This window comes from Pedobacter westerhofensis (assembly GCF_900182595.1).
GTDB classification, from domain to species: domain Bacteria; phylum Bacteroidota; class Bacteroidia; order Sphingobacteriales; family Sphingobacteriaceae; genus Pedobacter; species Pedobacter westerhofensis.
Genome location: NZ_FXTN01000005.1, coordinates 148,451 through 165,375, shown reverse-complemented (window position 1 = coordinate 165,375; position 16,925 = coordinate 148,451). Strand labels below are relative to the sequence as shown.

General features: G+C 42.9%; 12 protein-coding genes. 8 read left to right on the top strand and 4 right to left on the bottom strand.

The window, feature by feature from the left end:
• Positions 1–18 precede the first annotated feature (18 nt).
• The gene (map, locus tag FN831_RS10995; RefSeq protein ID WP_142528279.1) at positions 19–822 is read left to right on the top strand and encodes a type I methionyl aminopeptidase; all 804 of its coding nucleotides are present in this window, start codon (positions 19–21) and stop codon (positions 820–822) included.
• 102 nt (positions 823–924) lie between these two features.
• On the opposite strand, the gene FN831_RS10990 is transcribed toward map, so the two are convergent.
• The gene (locus tag FN831_RS10990) at positions 925–2,232 is read right to left on the bottom strand and encodes an amidohydrolase/deacetylase family metallohydrolase (protein ID WP_142528278.1); all 1,308 of its coding nucleotides are present in this window, start codon (positions 2,230–2,232) and stop codon (positions 925–927) included.
• Positions 2,233–2,981: 749 nt separating this feature from the next.
• On the opposite strand from FN831_RS10990, the gene FN831_RS10985 reads away from it, so the two are divergent.
• From FN831_RS10985 to FN831_RS10975, 3 genes are all read left to right on the top strand, one after another.
• Positions 2,982–6,287 carry a SusC/RagA family TonB-linked outer membrane protein gene (locus FN831_RS10985; RefSeq protein WP_142528277.1) on the top strand — a complete coding sequence of 1,102 codons (3,306 nt, stop codon included), beginning with the start codon at positions 2,982–2,984 and terminating at the stop codon, positions 6,285–6,287.
• 18 nt (positions 6,288–6,305) lie between these two features.
• Complete coding sequence (locus FN831_RS10980) at positions 6,306–7,886, top strand: SusD/RagB family nutrient-binding outer membrane lipoprotein (RefSeq protein WP_142528276.1); 1,581 nt, start codon at positions 6,306–6,308, stop codon at positions 7,884–7,886.
• Positions 7,887–7,960: 74 nt separating this feature from the next.
• Positions 7,961–9,175, top strand: a complete 1,215-nt coding sequence (locus tag FN831_RS10975; RefSeq protein WP_142528275.1) for a PLP-dependent transferase — start codon at positions 7,961–7,963, stop codon at positions 9,173–9,175.
• Positions 9,176–9,235: 60 nt separating this feature from the next.
• On the opposite strand, the gene FN831_RS10970 is transcribed toward FN831_RS10975, so the two are convergent.
• On the bottom strand, positions 9,236–9,730 hold the full coding sequence (locus tag FN831_RS10970) for a RidA family protein (protein ID WP_142528274.1): 495 nt from the start codon (positions 9,728–9,730) through the stop codon (positions 9,236–9,238).
• A gap of 136 nt (positions 9,731–9,866) precedes the next feature.
• Between FN831_RS10970 and FN831_RS10965 the strand changes: the two genes are divergently transcribed.
• A complete protein-coding gene (locus FN831_RS10965) occupies positions 9,867–10,958 on the top strand; it encodes a DUF922 domain-containing protein (RefSeq protein WP_142528273.1) in 1,092 nt (363 codons plus the stop codon).
• Positions 10,959–11,003: 45 nt separating this feature from the next.
• On the opposite strand, the gene FN831_RS10960 is transcribed toward FN831_RS10965, so the two are convergent.
• On the bottom strand, positions 11,004–12,179 hold the full coding sequence (locus tag FN831_RS10960) for a threonine synthase (protein ID WP_142528272.1): 1,176 nt from the start codon (positions 12,177–12,179) through the stop codon (positions 11,004–11,006).
• A 161-nt stretch (positions 12,180–12,340) separates the two neighbouring features.
• Here FN831_RS10960 and FN831_RS10955 point away from each other — a divergent pair, with 161 nt between their 5' ends.
• On the top strand, positions 12,341–13,246 hold the full coding sequence (locus tag FN831_RS10955) for a LysR substrate-binding domain-containing protein (RefSeq protein WP_142528271.1): 906 nt from the start codon (positions 12,341–12,343) through the stop codon (positions 13,244–13,246).
• A gap of 8 nt (positions 13,247–13,254) precedes the next feature.
• Here the strand turns inward: FN831_RS10955 and FN831_RS10950 are convergent, their stop codons facing one another.
• Positions 13,255–14,106, bottom strand: a complete 852-nt coding sequence (locus FN831_RS10950; RefSeq protein ID WP_246101471.1) for a prohibitin family protein — start codon at positions 14,104–14,106, stop codon at positions 13,255–13,257.
• Between the two features lie 296 nt (positions 14,107–14,402).
• Between FN831_RS10950 and FN831_RS10945 the strand changes: the two genes are divergently transcribed.
• Both FN831_RS10945 and FN831_RS10940 read left to right on the top strand, forming a co-directional pair.
• Positions 14,403–15,179 carry a GDSL-type esterase/lipase family protein gene (locus FN831_RS10945; protein ID WP_142528269.1) on the top strand — a complete coding sequence of 259 codons (777 nt, stop codon included), beginning with the start codon at positions 14,403–14,405 and terminating at the stop codon, positions 15,177–15,179.
• Between the two features lie 78 nt (positions 15,180–15,257).
• Positions 15,258–16,892: an alpha-L-fucosidase gene (locus tag FN831_RS10940; protein WP_142528268.1), complete on the top strand. Its 1,635-nt coding sequence runs from the start codon at positions 15,258–15,260 to the stop codon at positions 16,890–16,892.
• The last annotated feature ends 33 nt before the right edge of the window (positions 16,893–16,925 follow it).

Below are 16,925 nucleotides of genomic sequence, written 5' to 3'. Positions count from 1 at the left end.
TTGTAAAAAATAATAAACATGGACGTATATAAATCTGATGAGGAAGTTGCGATTCAGCGTGAAAGCTGCCTTCTCGTTAGTGCTACGATTACCGAAGTAGCAAAGATAATGAAGCCTGGTATTACCACGCTTTCACTGGATGAAATGGCAGAAACTTTTATCAGGGATAACGGTGCTACCCCTTCATGCAAAGGATACCATGGTTATCCGTACTCATTGTGTATCTCTGTTAATGAACAGGTGGTTCACGGATTTCCGGGTAAATACATATTAAAAGAAGGTGATGTTGTTTCAATTGATACTGTTGTTTATAAAAATGGCTTTCATGGGGATCATGCCTACACCTTTATAATAGGAGAAACAACTAAAGAAGTTCTGGATCTCGTAAGGATCACCAAAGAATCTCTCTACGTAGGCATTAAACAAGCTGTTACGGGCAACCGTACCGGTGATATCGGACAGGCTATCGAAACTTATACCAATGGGAATCATGGCTATGGAGTAATCCGCGATTTTGTAGGACATGGTGTAGGCCGTGAAATGCATGAAGACCCGCAGATACCAAACTATGGTAAGCAGGGCAAAGGAAAAAAACTGATTGAAAATATGGTGCTGGCTATTGAGCCTATGATTACCATGGGGACCAACAGAATCTATATGCTTGATGACGGATGGACAGTAGTGTCTGCAGATAAATCAACTGCAGTTCATTTTGAACACAATGTGTGTGTTAAAAAAGGAGCGCCCGTCATTCTTTCTGACTTCTCCATCATTGAAGCGGCTGAAAAAGCAAACACTAACCTAAACAGCAGTTATTACTAAAAGACAATAAAAGAAAACTGAATCAGCCAGCTGCATACCATTTGGGTTGCAGCGCTGATTCAGCTCTTATGTGTGGTTAATATATATATAAAGATATCTTCTTTAGTGCTCCTTTAAAGGCTTTTTCCTTGGTGCAGCCGGTAATATGTTAGGAGTAGCGATGGCATTCAGGTTATAAACGATATTACCGTTTCTTATGGTCATCTCTGTCTCCAGTCTGTTCTTGCCTTTGATCTGGCCATCCCTTGCATAAAATCCGAAATTACCTTCACGCAGATTAAATATTGCAATATCGGCGCCTGATCCTACTGAAAGGCTGCCCAGTTCTTCGTGTTTGATTTCTTTTGCAGGATTCCATGTGCTTGCAGCAATCACATCTTTGAAAGGCATACCGATCGCCATAAAAAGCGACATGATATTTGGCATGCTCTTCATTGGGCCGTTCATGCTTCCAGTATGCAGGTCGGTACTGATTGAATTAGGGTAGAAGCCACTTTTTATTGCAGGCGTTCCCTGTGAGAAAAGAAAACTTGCGCCGCCAAAACCAACGTCAAAAATAATTCCTCGTTCACGTGCCTTGAGTACGAAAGGTTTTACTTTATTGGTTTTGATATCAACGATTTGCTCTCTTCCATTCATTTTATCAATACCTACACCATCATCTCCGCCAAAACAGTGGGTATAAATATCACCAGGACGCAGTTTTACACTAAATAAAGAATCCAGCGGCAGGTAAGGGTCGGCACCGCCGAAATCAATCATCACCGGGATGTTTGCCAGTTTTCCGGCTTCAACGGCCCGTTCTGTTGGTTCCCATCTGTGGCCATTGAAATGGGCAAGCTTTATACCTGTAATATTCTCCGGATACTTCCTGGCCATTTCGGCAGTTTTTTCCGCGTTCATTTCATCAATGTTGTTCTCAAAACGACCACCGGCCATACCTTCGCCAACGATATTCAGCTCTGCGAATACCCTGGTCTGTGATCTGTCTATCGTCTGCTTTTTGAATGTCTCAAATGTTTTCCATCCGGATGAACCTGCATCCACAACAGTGGTTACCCCTGCAGGAAATGTAAATCCGTCTGCTGGTAGGGCAAGAGGGCCGTTTCTATAAGTACCTTCAAGGTCTGTGCCCCAGAAAAAGTGTACGTGAATATCAATTAAGCCGGGAGTTACGTACAAACCTTTTGCGTTTACTACCTGGCGGCCTTGTTTGGCATCAATGTTTTTAGATACCAGTACAATTTTGCCCTCATTGACGGCAACATCCATCAATTCATCAATTTTATTTTTTGGGTCAATTACATGACCGCCCTTGATCACAAGACTATAAGTATAGCTGGTTTGTGCCTGGGCAGTACTGGCAAATAACAATGCCAGGGATAGGAATAAGAGTGGGATCTTATGCATAATGTGAGTATTAGGTTTTATAATAGGTATGAAACTAGGAGAAAATATCCAGTTGCACGCATTTATAACAGGAATGATATTAAAGTTTTAATCCGAAAACGTAGACTTCTTAAACCGGTACTCTAAATAGGTGTGTTATTATTATGTGTTTTGTAATATCAGGGCTATTAATATTCAATAATTATGACATTCATTTTTTTTGAATAATAAATTATTGAGTTAATAATAAAACAGGAAGATAATTGGGTATTTTGTGGGTATGAATAATAAATAATTGATTTTTAATATTTATTATTGAAAAAAAGTAATACTTTTATAATATTGGATTGCTTACCCTGAGTAAAACAGCTGATTTTTAGGGTCGGGGTTGAAAATCACAGCTTAGTGTTTAATTTACACTTTGTGTTTTGGAGGATAAAACCTGATTAAATGAAAATTCCTGGAAATTATTGCGCTGGGGGTGTATAAAATGAGCGTATTGTCAGATTTCAACTGAAAAATCTGATAATTAAATGAAAAGCTGCTGTGAAGCGGATAAAAAAATGAAGATTAGCAGGATTTCTGTCCCAAATATACCAGAAATCCAAAGCTTGAATTATCAACTACAACTAAATATAAGAATATGAAAATCAACAGTACCTAAACTTTCGCCCGATCGGAGCATAACATGTGATCTACCCAAGTGAGCATTTATATTTCCGGTTACTAAATTCAAAACTTTATTAAACCACTCACCAAAAATCCGAAGTATGAAAAATTCTTTACATGAAAAATGTAATTATGCCTGCTTGCCCCTACACGAGGGTTTCACTCAAAAGAAGAATAAAACGAATGTTTCTTCATTAAGAGTAATGAAACTTACCGGTATGATGGTTATGGCGGCCGTGCTGCAGGTAGCTGCTGCACCCTCTACCAATCTTTCTTTTGCTAAAGCGAATAAACCGTTTTATAATAATGAAAGTACAATCTCAAATCACCTTTTTGTTCCGCCAATAGTAATTACTGGTAAGGTAACTGATGCAACACGTACAGCTCTTCCTGGTGTGAGTGTAAAGCTTAAGGGCACTAATGTAGGAACAACTACAGATGCAAATGGTAACTTCTCCATCAATGCACCTGATGTTTCTACCCTGGTTTTTTCCTCAATAGGATTTGCAACACAAGAGGTAGATGTAAACAGAAGAACATCTATTAACGTAACAATGGCAGAAGACTCAAAAGGTTTGAGCGAAGTAGTTGTTACTGCCTTTGGTGTGAAGAGGGCAAGAAGAGGCCTGGTTTACTCCAGCTCTGAAGTTGCCGGATCATCATTAACAGAAGCACGTGAAAATAATGTTGCAAGTTCATTAACTGGTAAAATTGCCGGTGTTGACGCGAGTCAGATTGCTTCTGGTCCGGGTGGGTCAAGCCGCGTGGTGATCAGGGGTGCCGGTGCGATCAATCCAAATGCAAACAATCAGCCTTTATATGTTGTAAACGGATTGCCGATCAACTCTGGTAACAGCGGTGCAGGTACAAACACTACTGGTCTGAACGTTGACCGTGGCGATGGTATCTCCTCTATCAACCCAGACGATATCGAAACTATCACCGTACTCAAAAGTGGTGCAGCTGCGGCCCTTTATGGTAGTCAGGCAGCAAATGGTGTAATTTTGATCACTACAAAATCAGGTAAAGCACAACAAGGTGTCGGAATTGAATACAGCTCTAACGTAGTATTTGGTTCTCCTTCGGCTTACCCTAATTTTCAGACAGAATATGGTTCGGGAACAGACGGTGTAAAACCGCTTACCCAGGCCGACGCCTTAAGTACAGGACGTTTGTCTTTCGGTGCTAAAGTAGATGGAACAAACGTAGTACAGTTTGATGGCGTATCACGTCCTTATTCTGCAGTCGGTGTTAAAAATAACATCAACAATTTCTACAATGTAAGCCGCGACTGGACAAATACTATTGCCTTCTCTGGTGGTAGCGAAGCGCTAAATTTCAGGTTATCGTTATCAGATCTGAAATCAAACGCACAAACTCCAAACTCAACTTACGACAGAAAGACTGTGAACTTGAGCACAAGGGCTAATATGGGTAAAAACAACCTGATTAACCTGGAATCTACCATTCAGTACAATCTCGAAGACGCTAAAAACAGACCGGGTGTTGGTTATGCCGAGCGTAACTCAAGCTGGGGAACTTATCTGGCTGGTAGTACTGTTGATGTTAGAAACTTTGCAGGTGCAAACGGTACTGGTACTGATGCCAATGGAAATGAGATTCAATGGAATCCGGTTCCTGCAGCTTCTAACCCTTACTTTGTAGCATACAGCACTGGTAACAGTGACAAAACACAGCGTTTAATCGCCAATGGTAGTGTTCGTATCAATTTATTGGAAAACTTATTTATTAAAGGTACTGTAGCAAGAGACTTTGCTTACACAGACCTGATGGATTATGTTCCAATCGGTACAGCATACACTCCACAAGGTTACCTGAACACAGGTCAGCGCCAGAATGACCGTACCAACTTTAATGCAATGATGAATTACAATACCACATTCCTCAAAGACTTTAAAGTAAATGCAATGGTAGGTGCTAACCGTGAGCGTCTTTCAGACCTTAATACCAACCTGAATGGTGTAAACTTCCTGGTTCCTAACTTTATCCACATTACCAATATCGCTACGCTTAATCCGAGTACAGATCTTGCTCCTTACAGAAACAGAGGTACATCTGGTACCAACTCTTTATTCGGATCAACGGATTTCGATTGGAAAGGTAAAATTTATCTGTCCTTAACAGGAAGGGAAGATAGTTTCTCTACCTTAAGCCGCGACAATAGCTCTATCTTCTACTATTCTGCGGGTGCGAGTGCAATTCTGTCAGACATGGTTAAATTACCTGAAGCAATCAGCTTCTTAAAACTTCGCGCTTCATACGCTAAAGTGGGTAGTAATACAGTAGCTCCCGGACAAATCAACAGGATTTACAGCTTCACTACATCTTTCGCAGGTGTACCGGTACAAAATAATACCAATACCCTGATCGATGCAAATATCAAACCTCTGAGTATCTATACGTCTGAGGGTGGTTTCGAAATTCGTTTCCTTAAAAACCGCTTGAGCTTCGACGCGACTTACTACAACCGTGTTACTAAAGATGATCAGCTGGCACCAACAATTTCACCAACTACAGGTTTCCTTGCAGGATTCACCAACGTAGGTAAAGTAACCAATAAAGGTATCGAGTTAATGTTGAGCGGTACTGTTGTTCAGGCTAAAGATTTCAGCTGGAATATCAGTCTGCCTTTCGCATATAACCAAAGTAAAATCGTAGAACTTGCTCCGGGTTTAACAACTATCGAAGTAGGAACAGGTATCTCCAGCCAGGTTAGGGTAATCAACGCTGTAGGCCTTCCATATGGTACTGTCCGCGGATGGGGATTATTGAAAGATGCCAACGGTAACCAGGTTTATAACAGTGCAAACGGTTATGAAGTTCGCGTAGAAAAAGATCTTGGAGTTGCAAATCCACCATGGACAATGGGTCTTGGTAACGATTTCAAATACAAAAGATTCTCGCTGAACGTATTGTTCGATGCTAAGTTTGGAGCTGTTGCCTATAACAACATGTGGCTTTATGCTTCGAGGTTTGGATTAACCAAAGCAACATTACCAGGCAGGGATGGATTAACAGTTACTGGTGTTGACCAGACAGGTAAGCCATTCACAAAAACTTTTGCTAAGGCCGATGTAGATGGTTATTACAACAATTTAGGTAACACGATCTCTGAGATCTCTACTTTCAGTACTGACTTCGTAAAACTGCGTCAGATCATCTTAAACTACTCTATTCCTAACCTTAAACTAAAGAAAATAGGAATCCAGTCTGCATCAATTGGTATTGTAGGACGTAACCTTGCCATTCTTTACAGGGATAAGAAAACGAAAGAAGCAGGACTTGATCCTGAGATGCAGCAGTCTGTTGGTAATGCCACAGGTACTGCAGGTGCTGGTGAGCCTAGAACACGTACTATTGGTTTAAATCTGAACGTGAAGTTCTAACTATTATATAAATAGCATATGAAAACGAAATTATTAAAAAGCATTTGTGTTTTAGCTGCCGCGGTAATCGTATTGATGCCCTCTTGCAGCAAAGACAAACTGGCCGATTTAAATAAACCGCAGAATGCGGTAGGCTTTATAGTTCCTGAAAATATTTTTACAAACGTAATATTAAATATGCCAAGAAGCAGTTACTCTGTAATGGCAAGCGGTATGCAGTATTACTCTACTTATAAAGAGGTTCCTGCTGTCGGCGATAAATATTACAGCTTTAATGGTGCTACAGTAGATTTTGGTGGTGCAACTACAGGTTTTTACACCAACAACCTAAACCGTCTGTATGTACTGGATCAGGCACTGGCTGCTACCGATGTAAACAAAAAATCGATCGTACGTATCATCAGGGCTTATACTTTTCATCAGCTGACTGATATCGCAGGCGATGTTCCTTACTTCGACGCAATGAAAGGCGAGTCAGGCTTATTAATGCCAGCGTATGATACTCAACAAGCGATTTATCTGGACATGCTGAAAGAATTGAAGGAATCTGCTGAGGCACTAAACCCGGCCAACCCTACTTTTACCACAGGTGATCTATTTTACAAAGGCGATGTAACAAAATGGAAAAAATTTGCTTACACGCTGATGCTGAGACTGGCTATGCGCTTATCTGAAGTTAGTCCTGCTGTGGCACAAACCTGGGTTCAGACTGCTGTTACAGGTGGTGTAATGACTTCTGATGCAGATATCGCGAAGATCTCATATGCAAATACTACAGGTAACGTAAATACAAAAACTCAGGGTCTTCAGAATGGCGATTACGTGAGCCCGGGTGGTGATAACGTAGAGGGCGGTAAATTTGCTGCTACCTTTATAGATAGATTAAAATCGACCAATGATCCGCGTTTAGCTGTTGTATCTGTAGTATGGCAGCCTTCAGGTTCATCATATGTAGCAAACAACACACCTTCAGTTCAAAGAGGTATGGTTAGCGGAAGCTTAAATACCAGACCTGCAGACTTTGATACTTATTCAGAACCTTCTCAGCTCGTATTGAACCTTGCCGCTCCACTGATTATCATGGGCCCTGCTGAAGCTAATCTCTTGTTAGCAGAAGCCGCAGTAAGAGGATGGTATACAGGTGCTACTGCTGCAGCTGCATACAATGCTGGTGTAACTTCAGGAATGACGCAATGGGCTTTATGGCCAACAGTGGGCATCAGCTCCGGAACTATTACCAGCGCTCAGATTTCTGCTTACCTTTTAGCTAACCCGTACGTTGCAACCGCCTCTACAGAAGCGCAGATTGAGCAGATCAATACACAAAAATGGCTGTCTATGTATGGCGATGATTATGAAGTATATGCCAACTGGAGACGTACCGGATATCCAAGACTGAAAAAAGTAAACTATCCTGGTAACGTAACCGGTGGTTTCATGTTCAGACGCTTCGCGATTCCAAATTCAGAAAAACTGGTAAATTCTGCAAATTACCTGGCTGCATTGAGCAGACAAGGATTCACTGAGGATTTCAATGATAACTTACTCACCAAAGTATGGTGGGACAAAAAGGCCGGCTTACCTTTTAACTTTAACTAATTCATAGTTATGAATGGGGACAGGGAGCAATTTCTGTCCCCATTTGTTTTTTATCAAATTTTAAATCTCAACATATGAAACGCAGAGATCTTATTAAATACCTTTCCGTTGCCCCGGTTGTAGGGGCTGTTGGTGCAGGCATTCCTTTTCTGTCAGCAAATGCGGCTGTAACTACCGCTGCTAAGCGCGATCTGATTAAGGAATTAGGATTACGTACATTTATTAATGCTGCCGGTACTTATACTACACATACAGCATCGCTGATGCACCCGGATGTACTGGAAGCAATCAACAGTTCTTCCACACATTTTATGATGATCAATGATATCCAGGATAAAGTGGGCGAGAAAATTGCTGCCATCTGTAAAGCAGAAGCGGCAATGGTGACCTCCGGTTGCTGGTCGGCCCTCGTGCTGGGTACGGCAGGTATCCTGACAGGCACAGACCTGAAAAAGATCGCACAGTTGCCAAACCTGGATGGCTTTGAGAAAACAGAAATGATTGTTCAGAAAGCACATAACGTAGCCTATGTACACGCTCCTACCAATACCGGGATTAAAGTAGTTGAAGTAGAAACTGCCGAAGACCTTGAAAAAGCGATCAGCAGCAAAACAGCAATGATGTGGTTCCTTAACCTGGCCACCAATGATGGTAAAATCAAACATGCAGAGTGGCTGGCTATCGCCAAAAAACATCAGATCCCAACCATGGTTGATATTGCGGCAGACATTCCGCCTGTTGAAAATCTCTGGAAGTTTAATGAAATGGGCTTCGACCTCGTATGTGTATCCGGAGGTAAAGCGATCCGCGGCCCGCAAAGTGCAGGTATTCTGATGGGAAAAGCAGACCTGATCAAGGCTGCACGTTTAAACGCTCCCCCAAATGGTAACAATATTGGCCGCGGTATGAAAGTGAACAAGGAAGAAGTACTGGGAATGTATGCAGCACTGGACCATTATGTGAAACTTGATCACGCCAGAGAGTGGAAAGACTGGGAAAGCCGTGTTGCAGTGATCGAGACAGCCGTGAAGAATGTTGCCGGAGTAACTACTACAGTTACGGTTCCGCCTATTGCCAACCATAACCCTCTGTTAAATATCGCATGGGATACGGCCAAAATAAAGATGAGCAGTGACGATCTTCAGTTAGCATTGCGCAATGGCAATCCTTCCATAGAGATTATGAAGTTTACACCAAACAGTATCAATATTACGGTATTTATGCTTCAGCCCGGTGAAGATAAAATTGTTGCAAAACGCGTTCAGGAGGAACTGAGCAGAGTTAGTTAGACTAATCCATTATAGCAAAAAGAGATGTACAGATATCTGTACATCTCTTTTTGCTTACCGCTAATCCAGCAATCCTTTTTCCCAGTGCCCCAGTTCAAAAAGTGCTTCAATTTCTACAGGAATATTATCTGGCAGAGAGCCGAAACCTACAGCGCTTCTAACACCAATACCATTCTTCGTGCCCCATACTTTCGCAAAAAGCTCACTGCATCCATTGATAATATATGGATGTTTTTCAAACTCTGGTGTACAGTTGACCATGCCCAGTACTTTGATCACGCGCTTTACTTTGTCAAGGCTCCCCAAATGGGTTTTGATCGTAGACAGAATTGTAAGACCCACCTGCTGGGCCGCAAGTTTGCCCTGCTCCATATCAATATCCTTACCAATACGCCCCTTCATTAATTGCTTATCATTTTTTACCGGACCATGGCCGGAGATATATAAATATTTACCGTCAATCAGATAGGGAGTATAAACGCCAATGGGCGTTGGGGCAGGGGGAAGGGTTAAACCAGTTTTTGCAAAATTTTCTTCAGGAGTTGAATTTTCCATTGATCGGGGATTAAGTGTTTTGATTTAAAAATACTAAGTTTTTAGATAAATACAGCTAATCCTGGCTATAAAAGCTTTGGTTTTTTTCCTGATTTTCTGTACTATCACGTATAGAAAAAACGTTGTAGCACTGAATATGCAAAAGATAATATCAAAGCTGAAAGCTGATCGGTTCCTCTGCATTTCCCTCCTGTTACTTTTTCCATTTTTTAAATTATCTGGTCAGATCATTTTACATCATCAGGCGGGTCTGATTAAGCCAAAAGCTTTTTTTATTGCCGGGATTAATGATGAAAGAGCAGACAAAAGTAGGTTAGGGCAATTGCTTGTCAGGGATTTGGAGGGCAGGGCTATGCTCAGGACAACAGATCTTGAGGGTGGTGCCGCTGCTGCGATCGGCGAGTTCATCCGGCATAGCCTGCCGCAGGACCACTCCTTAAAACCGGTTGTGATCGGCATCAAAGAACTGTGCGTACAGGAAAGCCAGCAAACAGGAGGGAACGTGAAGGGAATGATTAAAATAAGGTTATCATTTGGCCTTCAAAAAGATTATGGAACAGAACATCTGGTGGACTACCAGGGCGGACTACAATATACACGCTCTGGTGCGGGTACCGCTGCCATAGAAGAATATCTCCGTGGCATTTTAAAAGGCAGCTTTGACTATCTGGATAAATGGATGAAAGATAATTCCGCAGTAAACCGCAAGCTTGCAGAGACTGTAAAAATCAGTTTTAGGGATTATATGGAAAATCCGGAAGGTGATACCATTTACTATTCTTTCATGAGGCCTTTAAAATGGTCTGATTTTCAGTCGCGTTCACAGCCATCGGGAATTTTTGAAGCACAGGTGATACCTGGTATCGGGTATACACAGCAGGCGCAAGTAGATAAAGGGACGATTGAGGTAGAAATTGTGATGAAAACCTTTTTGCCAAAAAGTGCCTGCAGGGCAAATTATTCCGGAAGGGACGAATATACACTGAACCATGAACAGCGGCATTTTGACATTGCAAAAATCATAGCTGAACAGTTTAAGGATAAAATTAAATCCCGGCAATTAACGCCGGATAACTTTGAGGCCATTATCAACATGCAATATCTGGATTCTTACCGCGACATGGATGCGATGCAAAAAGCGTATGATACTGAAACACGGCATGGGACTGACCGTGCTGCGCAGTCAGCATGGAACAGCAAAATAGACAAGTTTTTATCTGCAATGTAAGTTGCCAGTGCATCTGATACTGGTCACTGATAAGCCTTTTAATATTTAAATATTGATGTTCTCCAGGTATTTATAACCGTTGCCCGTATTCAGCAGGAGCACCCGCTCTCCAGGAGCAATCCAGTTATGATCTTTCAGTGTTTTAAAGGCCTGCCACAGGGCCGCGCCTTCGGGGGCAATCAGCATGCCCTCTTTCCTGGCAATCTCCTTTAAGGCCGTCTCCATGTCCTGATCAGTAATACTTAGTGCTGTACCTGCACTTTCCCTCAATACCTTTAGGATCAGCTTGTCCGCATAAGGTTTTGGTACCCTCAAACCATTAGCGATGGTAAAGCCATGGTCCACAAACTGTGAGCTAAGCTCATGCTGGTGAAAGGCCTGTGTAATGCCATCACAGCTGGCCGACTGAACGGCAACCATCCTCGGCCGCCTGCTGCCTATCCAGCCCATTTTTTCCATTTCATCAAATGCTTTCCAGATGCCAATCAGCCCGGTGCCCCCGCCTGTAGGGTATAAAATCACATCTGGAATATTCCAGTTAAACTGTTCGGCAATCTCATATCCCATTGTCTTTTTGCCCTCCAGGCGATAGGGCTCCTTAAGGGTAGAAACCTGGAACCATCCGTTTTCAATTGCGTCCCTTTCTGCCAGCTTACCGCAGTCAGCTATGTTTCCATCAACCTCTATCAGGTTTGCACCATATAAACGGCATTCATCTTTAAAAACCTTTGGTGTGAGCCGGGGCATATATACATAAGCATTTAAGCTGCCCTGTGCACAATAGGCTGCAAGTGCCCCTCCGGCATTGCCTGCAGTTGGGGTTACGATATCGGTAATGCCCAGCTCTTTAGCTTTGGAAACAGCTGAGCTGATTCCCCGCGCTTTAAAAGAACCTGTAGGATTACCCGATTCGTCTTTCCAGAAAACCTGATTGTCATTATCCTTGTACCTAAGGTTCCTGAGTGGAAGTAAAGGGGTAAAGCCTTCGCCCAGGGTAACGATGTTTTCCGGGTTGTTAACCGGTAGAAATTCGTGATAACGCCACATGCTTGCGGGCCTCCCGGAAAATAGCTTGTCGGGGTCAACAGCCAGTGGCAGTTCATAACTTGCGAAAAGCGAGGATTTACAGGTTTCGTTCAGACATACGGTTTGTACAAGGGCAGACGAATATCTGGTGCCGCAGGCCGGGCAGTGCAGATCTTCGATCAGGGATAGTTTCATGGATTCACAGCGTTTATTCCTGTAAAAGTATCAGCTATTTCAATAACCTAGTTATACATTTTGCTGATATGCCATAACCAGATTATCAAATCTTAAACCAGCAGGGCTTCCCCGGTTATCTTAAAAAAAAGTATTTTTATAGATCAATTAAATCATTGTTTGTGCTATCACTCAGTCATGTTGTATTCCTCGAAGTTGCTGCCAACCTTAGTTTCTCCAAGGCAGCCAAAGTATTGTATATCAGTCAGCCCGCCATCAGCCGGCATATCCATCTGCTCGAAGACCAGTACAATTGTGCCCTGTTTGAACGCAAGGGCAACAGTATACAGCTGACAGTCATTGGCGAAACGGTTTACAAATATGTGCAGGAAGCACGGGCTATACAGCGAAAAATCGAATTTGAAGTGAGCACGCTCATTGAAGAAGCTGATGCTGCCGGCAGTTTAAAGATCGGGGCCAGCACCACGGTATCACTCTATATTATCCCCGGTATCCTCTCAGCGTTTCACAAAACGCTGCCCAAAATCAATATGCAGGTGGTAAACCGCAATACAGAAAATATTATCACCGCCCTTCACAACAAACAGATTGATGTAGGTATAGTAGAGGTAGAAAATAAAATCAACCTCGTCAATTATGATTACTTCACATCAGACCAGGTCATTGCAGTCTGTGCGGCAAAGAGCCCTTTGGCGCAGGCGGGCAAGCTGCCCCTTGACGAACTGTTAAAAACCAGCGTAGCATTGCGCGAAGTGGGTTCGGGTACCCTCTCCGCGCTAAGCCGCGAGTTAAAAAAACATGATATTTCTATCTCGGACCTGCAGGCTAAAGTGCGGCTCGGCGGGACAGAAGCCCTGAAGAACTTTATCCTGGCCGATCTGAGCCTTGGGTTCCTGCCTCAGAAAGCAGTAACCAAAGAATTGCTTAGCGGGGATCTTGTAGAAATACACATCGAAGGCCTGGAGATCAGCCGCGATTTCTTCTTTCTAACCAGGCACGGCGAGAACTTTGACCTGATCAAAAAGTTCATCCGCTTCTCTCAGCAGGTCATTCATCCCGCACAGTAGCCGCTGCACTAATTCCCGTTGATCAGCACCGGCGAACCTTTCCCCATGATGATGATCTTCGTATTCGGTGATAACGCGATATCTTTCTGCGCCTTGATCGTTTCATACTGCAGTTGCTTATCACTCAGCCCGGTCGACAATATCTTCTGATAATCTGCGATACCCTGGGCTTCCACACGTTTCCGCTCTGCTTCCTGTTTCTCCTTCTGCAGTACAAAAATCATTTTCTGTGCTTCCTGCTCTGCATTTATTTTAGACTCTATGGTTTTCTTTACAGACTCCGGCAGGGTGATATTCCGCACCAGCAGTTGCTCCAGGATCAGGCCTCTTTTTGCAAAACTCTGGTTGATCGTGTTAAAGATCTTGTTCTGGAACTCCTCGCGTTTGGTAGAATACAGGGCAACGGCTTCATATGATACCGCATTATCGCGTATAGCTGTCCTGGCCACGGGACGCACAATTTTATCCAGATAATCTGCACCAATCTGCCGCAGGATCTGAGGTGCCCGTGATGGGCTTACCTTAAACAAAACTGACAGGTCGATCGTAACTTCCAGTCCGTCTGCGGATAATACCCGAATGGCGTCATCTCCGGCTTTTGATCCTTCGTCATGCACAGCAGACATTGTGTAGTTCTGGGTTTTGGCATCAAATGAGGTAATGTCTATCAGTGGGTTTACAATATGAAGGCCGCTGTACAATACATCGTCCTCTACCTTTCCGAAAAGCGTTTTTACGCCTACCTCACCGGTTTCGATTTTTTTGAACATAGAAACGAAAGCGCCTATAGCGATCAATATAACACCCGCTACGCGAATAAGGGTAGCAAAACGTGCAGATTGATTGTCTTGTTTTGACAAAATAAAGCCGGCTGATAAGACTATTATGCCGAGTACAATTAAAAACATGATATGTTAAAATTTAGATGTGAAATGATTTATTTTTCCTGAAAATGTTGGCTCAAAGGGAATGCCGGGAAGCGTGCCATCCCAGTGATGTGGTTTTACATTGTTTAAAGGCAATATCTGAGCTAATTTCCTCCCTGAGTGCAGGGCTTACCACGCCAAATTGGAAGGGTATATTTCCATTTTGATAGGGTCTGCCTATCTCAGCTACAGGGTTTAATTCCTACCTTGTATAATCAAATCTCATCAACATGACTTTTTCAAAAATTTCCTTTGGCATTCTTGTACTGCTGCTCCTGCAATTCAGCCCTGCAGGGGCTCAGCAGAATTATAATATCGTATTTATCGGCAACAGCATCACGCACGGTTCCGGACTGCCGGATCCGGATACCCAGGCGCCGCCGGTTATTGCTGCGCAAAAACTCAGGGAATACAAACAGATTGGTACTGTACAATTCAGTAATGTGGGCAAAAGCGGCTCTACAACATTAGACTGGCTGCCGGAAAATAACAAGCTTTTCTTAACCGCTGAAAAGGCCGCAGGCTTGTATGTAAATGATGAAGCTGCAACATTGCTTTTCTCTATAGTTTTGGGTACAAATGACAGCGCCATCAAAGGGCCGCACGGTGCGCCTGTTTCCCCGGAGGATTATCATGGAAATTTAATGAAGATCGCAAATAGATTGTTAGAGGAATATCCAAAATGTAAGATCATCTTTCAATATCCCACCTGGTATAGTGAAAATACTTACAATACTTCCAAATATTTAAAAGAAGGACTTGAAAGATTGCAGTCCTACTTCCCGGAAATTGATGCAGTCGTAAAAAGTTATGAAATTTCACACCCCCACACAGTTTTTTCTGGTAATAAAAAGGTTTTTGCCTTTTTCAAAAAGCATCCGGCCTTATTCCAGAATGAAAAAGGACAGCAGGGGATCTTTAATCTTCATCCCAATCCGGAAGGTGCTGCTGTACTTGGTACTTTTTGGGCAAAAGCGATCTCTAAGGCCATGGATTCTGCAAAATAATTGGTATCATTAAAAAAAATTAATAACCTGCAAAGCTGATCTACTCACCAGAACCGCGCAGACAAACCCAAAAACAAAATGAAAATAGTTTACATTACATTAGCCTTGTGCTTCTTTTACAACTTCTCGTTCTCCCAAAACGATGTTGTAAATGACGACGAGGGAAGCAGTTACAATCTGAACAAACCCGAACGTGAAGAATGGCTTCGCAATACAGGTGCCGGCCTGTTTATTCACTTTAATGTGGATGCACAACTGGGGGTAGTGATCAGTCACTCGCTCGTTGGTGCTTCAAACGATTACGTTGACCGTTATTTCAATGATTTGCCTAAAACCTTTAACCCCTCTAAATTCAATCCCAAAGAAATTGCCGAGCTGGCAAAAATGGCAGGGATGAAATACATCTGTTTCACCACAAAGCACCATGCCGGCTTTTGTTTCTGGGATACGAAAACTACTGATTTCAACATTACCAAAACACCTTATAAAAAGGATATGCTGAAAGAGTTTGTAGATGCTACACGGGAAGCAGGACTGGATGTAGGTTTCTATTTCTCTCCTGAAGATTTTAACTTTCTCCGCAGCCACAACATCCCGATCAGCAGAACGAATGTGAAAATGGATGCGAAAACTACAAAGGAATATAACGATTATAACCGCAAGCAGTGCGAAGAACTGATGACCAACTATGGCAAGATCGACGTGTTCTTTATTGACGGCGAGCCTAAAGAAGTCGTAAAGGAAACCTGCTGGAGAATACAGCCAAACCTGCTGATCACCCGTGGTGCAATCAAAACTCCTGAACAGGCACTGCCGGGTGCTAAAATTACCCAGCCCTGGTTATCTCCGATCACAATGGGCACTGCATGGCAGTACCAGCCTACCAATGACAGGTATAAAACCGGTACACAGCTGATCAATTTGCTGATCGAGGCAAGGGCTAAAGGTGGCTCTCTTCTGCTTAATGTTGGCCCCAAACCAAATGGCGAAATGGCCATCCAGCAGGAAGACCGCCTCCGTGAAATGGCACTGTGGAATTTTATCAACCACGAGAGTATGGACAGCGTCCGCAGCTGGGTGGTTGCCAAAGAAGATGATATCTGGTTTACCAAAAAAGGAAAAAATACCGTTTATGCTTTTGTAACAGATGTGGCCGACTGGAAAGAGGGCGCCCGCAAGAACTTCCTGCTGCGTTCTGTAAAAAGTACGGCAAATACAAAAATTAGCGTACTGGGACAAAACAGTCAGATCATAGAATATAAGGCCAACCTGGATGTGAGCTGCAAGTACACGCAAACCGCCGATGGTTTGGAAGTATCTGTTGTGAAAGCACAAAGGATTTATGATGATCACCGCTGGCCAAATCCTGTAGTGATTAAACTGGAAAATATAGAACCGGTTTTTGCAGAAGCTGTATTCGTGAAAACGATGGGCTCAACGGTCAATGCTACCGGCGCTGTGCTGAAAGGACAGGTGGTAGATTACAAACCCTCACTGTCAAAAAGGGCAAGGTTCTATTACCGTCCGTATGCAGGTCAGGTAGAAACATTATACGCATCACCATGGGAAAAAACCGTTTGGGTAAATATCAATGCCGACGGAACATTCTCTGTACCTTTCAAAGGCAAGAAAGGATCACGTGTTGAATATAAAGCTGTTGCAGAACAACAGAAAGTAGCTGTTGAAGGCGAAACAAGCGTTGTAAGCCTGTAATCATACAAGCAGGCTTGTTCATTCAGAAGAAGC

Bases quoted from the DNA above. Each gene is read 5' to 3' on its own strand.
- map (WP_142528279.1), top strand. From the start codon at position 19: ATGGACGTATATAAATCTGATGAGGAAGTTGCGATTCAGCGTGAAAGC.
- FN831_RS10990 (WP_142528278.1), bottom strand. From the start codon at position 2,232: ATGCATAAGATCCCACTCTTATTCCTATCCCTGGCATTGTTATTTGCC.
- FN831_RS10985 (WP_142528277.1), top strand. From the start codon at position 2,982: ATGAAAAATTCTTTACATGAAAAATGTAATTATGCCTGCTTGCCCCTA.
- FN831_RS10980 (WP_142528276.1), top strand. From the start codon at position 6,306: ATGAAAACGAAATTATTAAAAAGCATTTGTGTTTTAGCTGCCGCGGTA.
- FN831_RS10975 (WP_142528275.1), top strand. From the start codon at position 7,961: ATGAAACGCAGAGATCTTATTAAATACCTTTCCGTTGCCCCGGTTGTA.
- FN831_RS10970 (WP_142528274.1), bottom strand. From the start codon at position 9,730: ATGGAAAATTCAACTCCTGAAGAAAATTTTGCAAAAACTGGTTTAACC.
- FN831_RS10965 (WP_142528273.1), top strand. From the start codon at position 9,867: ATGCAAAAGATAATATCAAAGCTGAAAGCTGATCGGTTCCTCTGCATT.
- FN831_RS10960 (WP_142528272.1), bottom strand. From the start codon at position 12,179: ATGAAACTATCCCTGATCGAAGATCTGCACTGCCCGGCCTGCGGCACC.
- FN831_RS10945 (WP_142528269.1), top strand. From the start codon at position 14,403: ATGACTTTTTCAAAAATTTCCTTTGGCATTCTTGTACTGCTGCTCCTG.
- FN831_RS10940 (WP_142528268.1), top strand. From the start codon at position 15,258: ATGAAAATAGTTTACATTACATTAGCCTTGTGCTTCTTTTACAACTTC.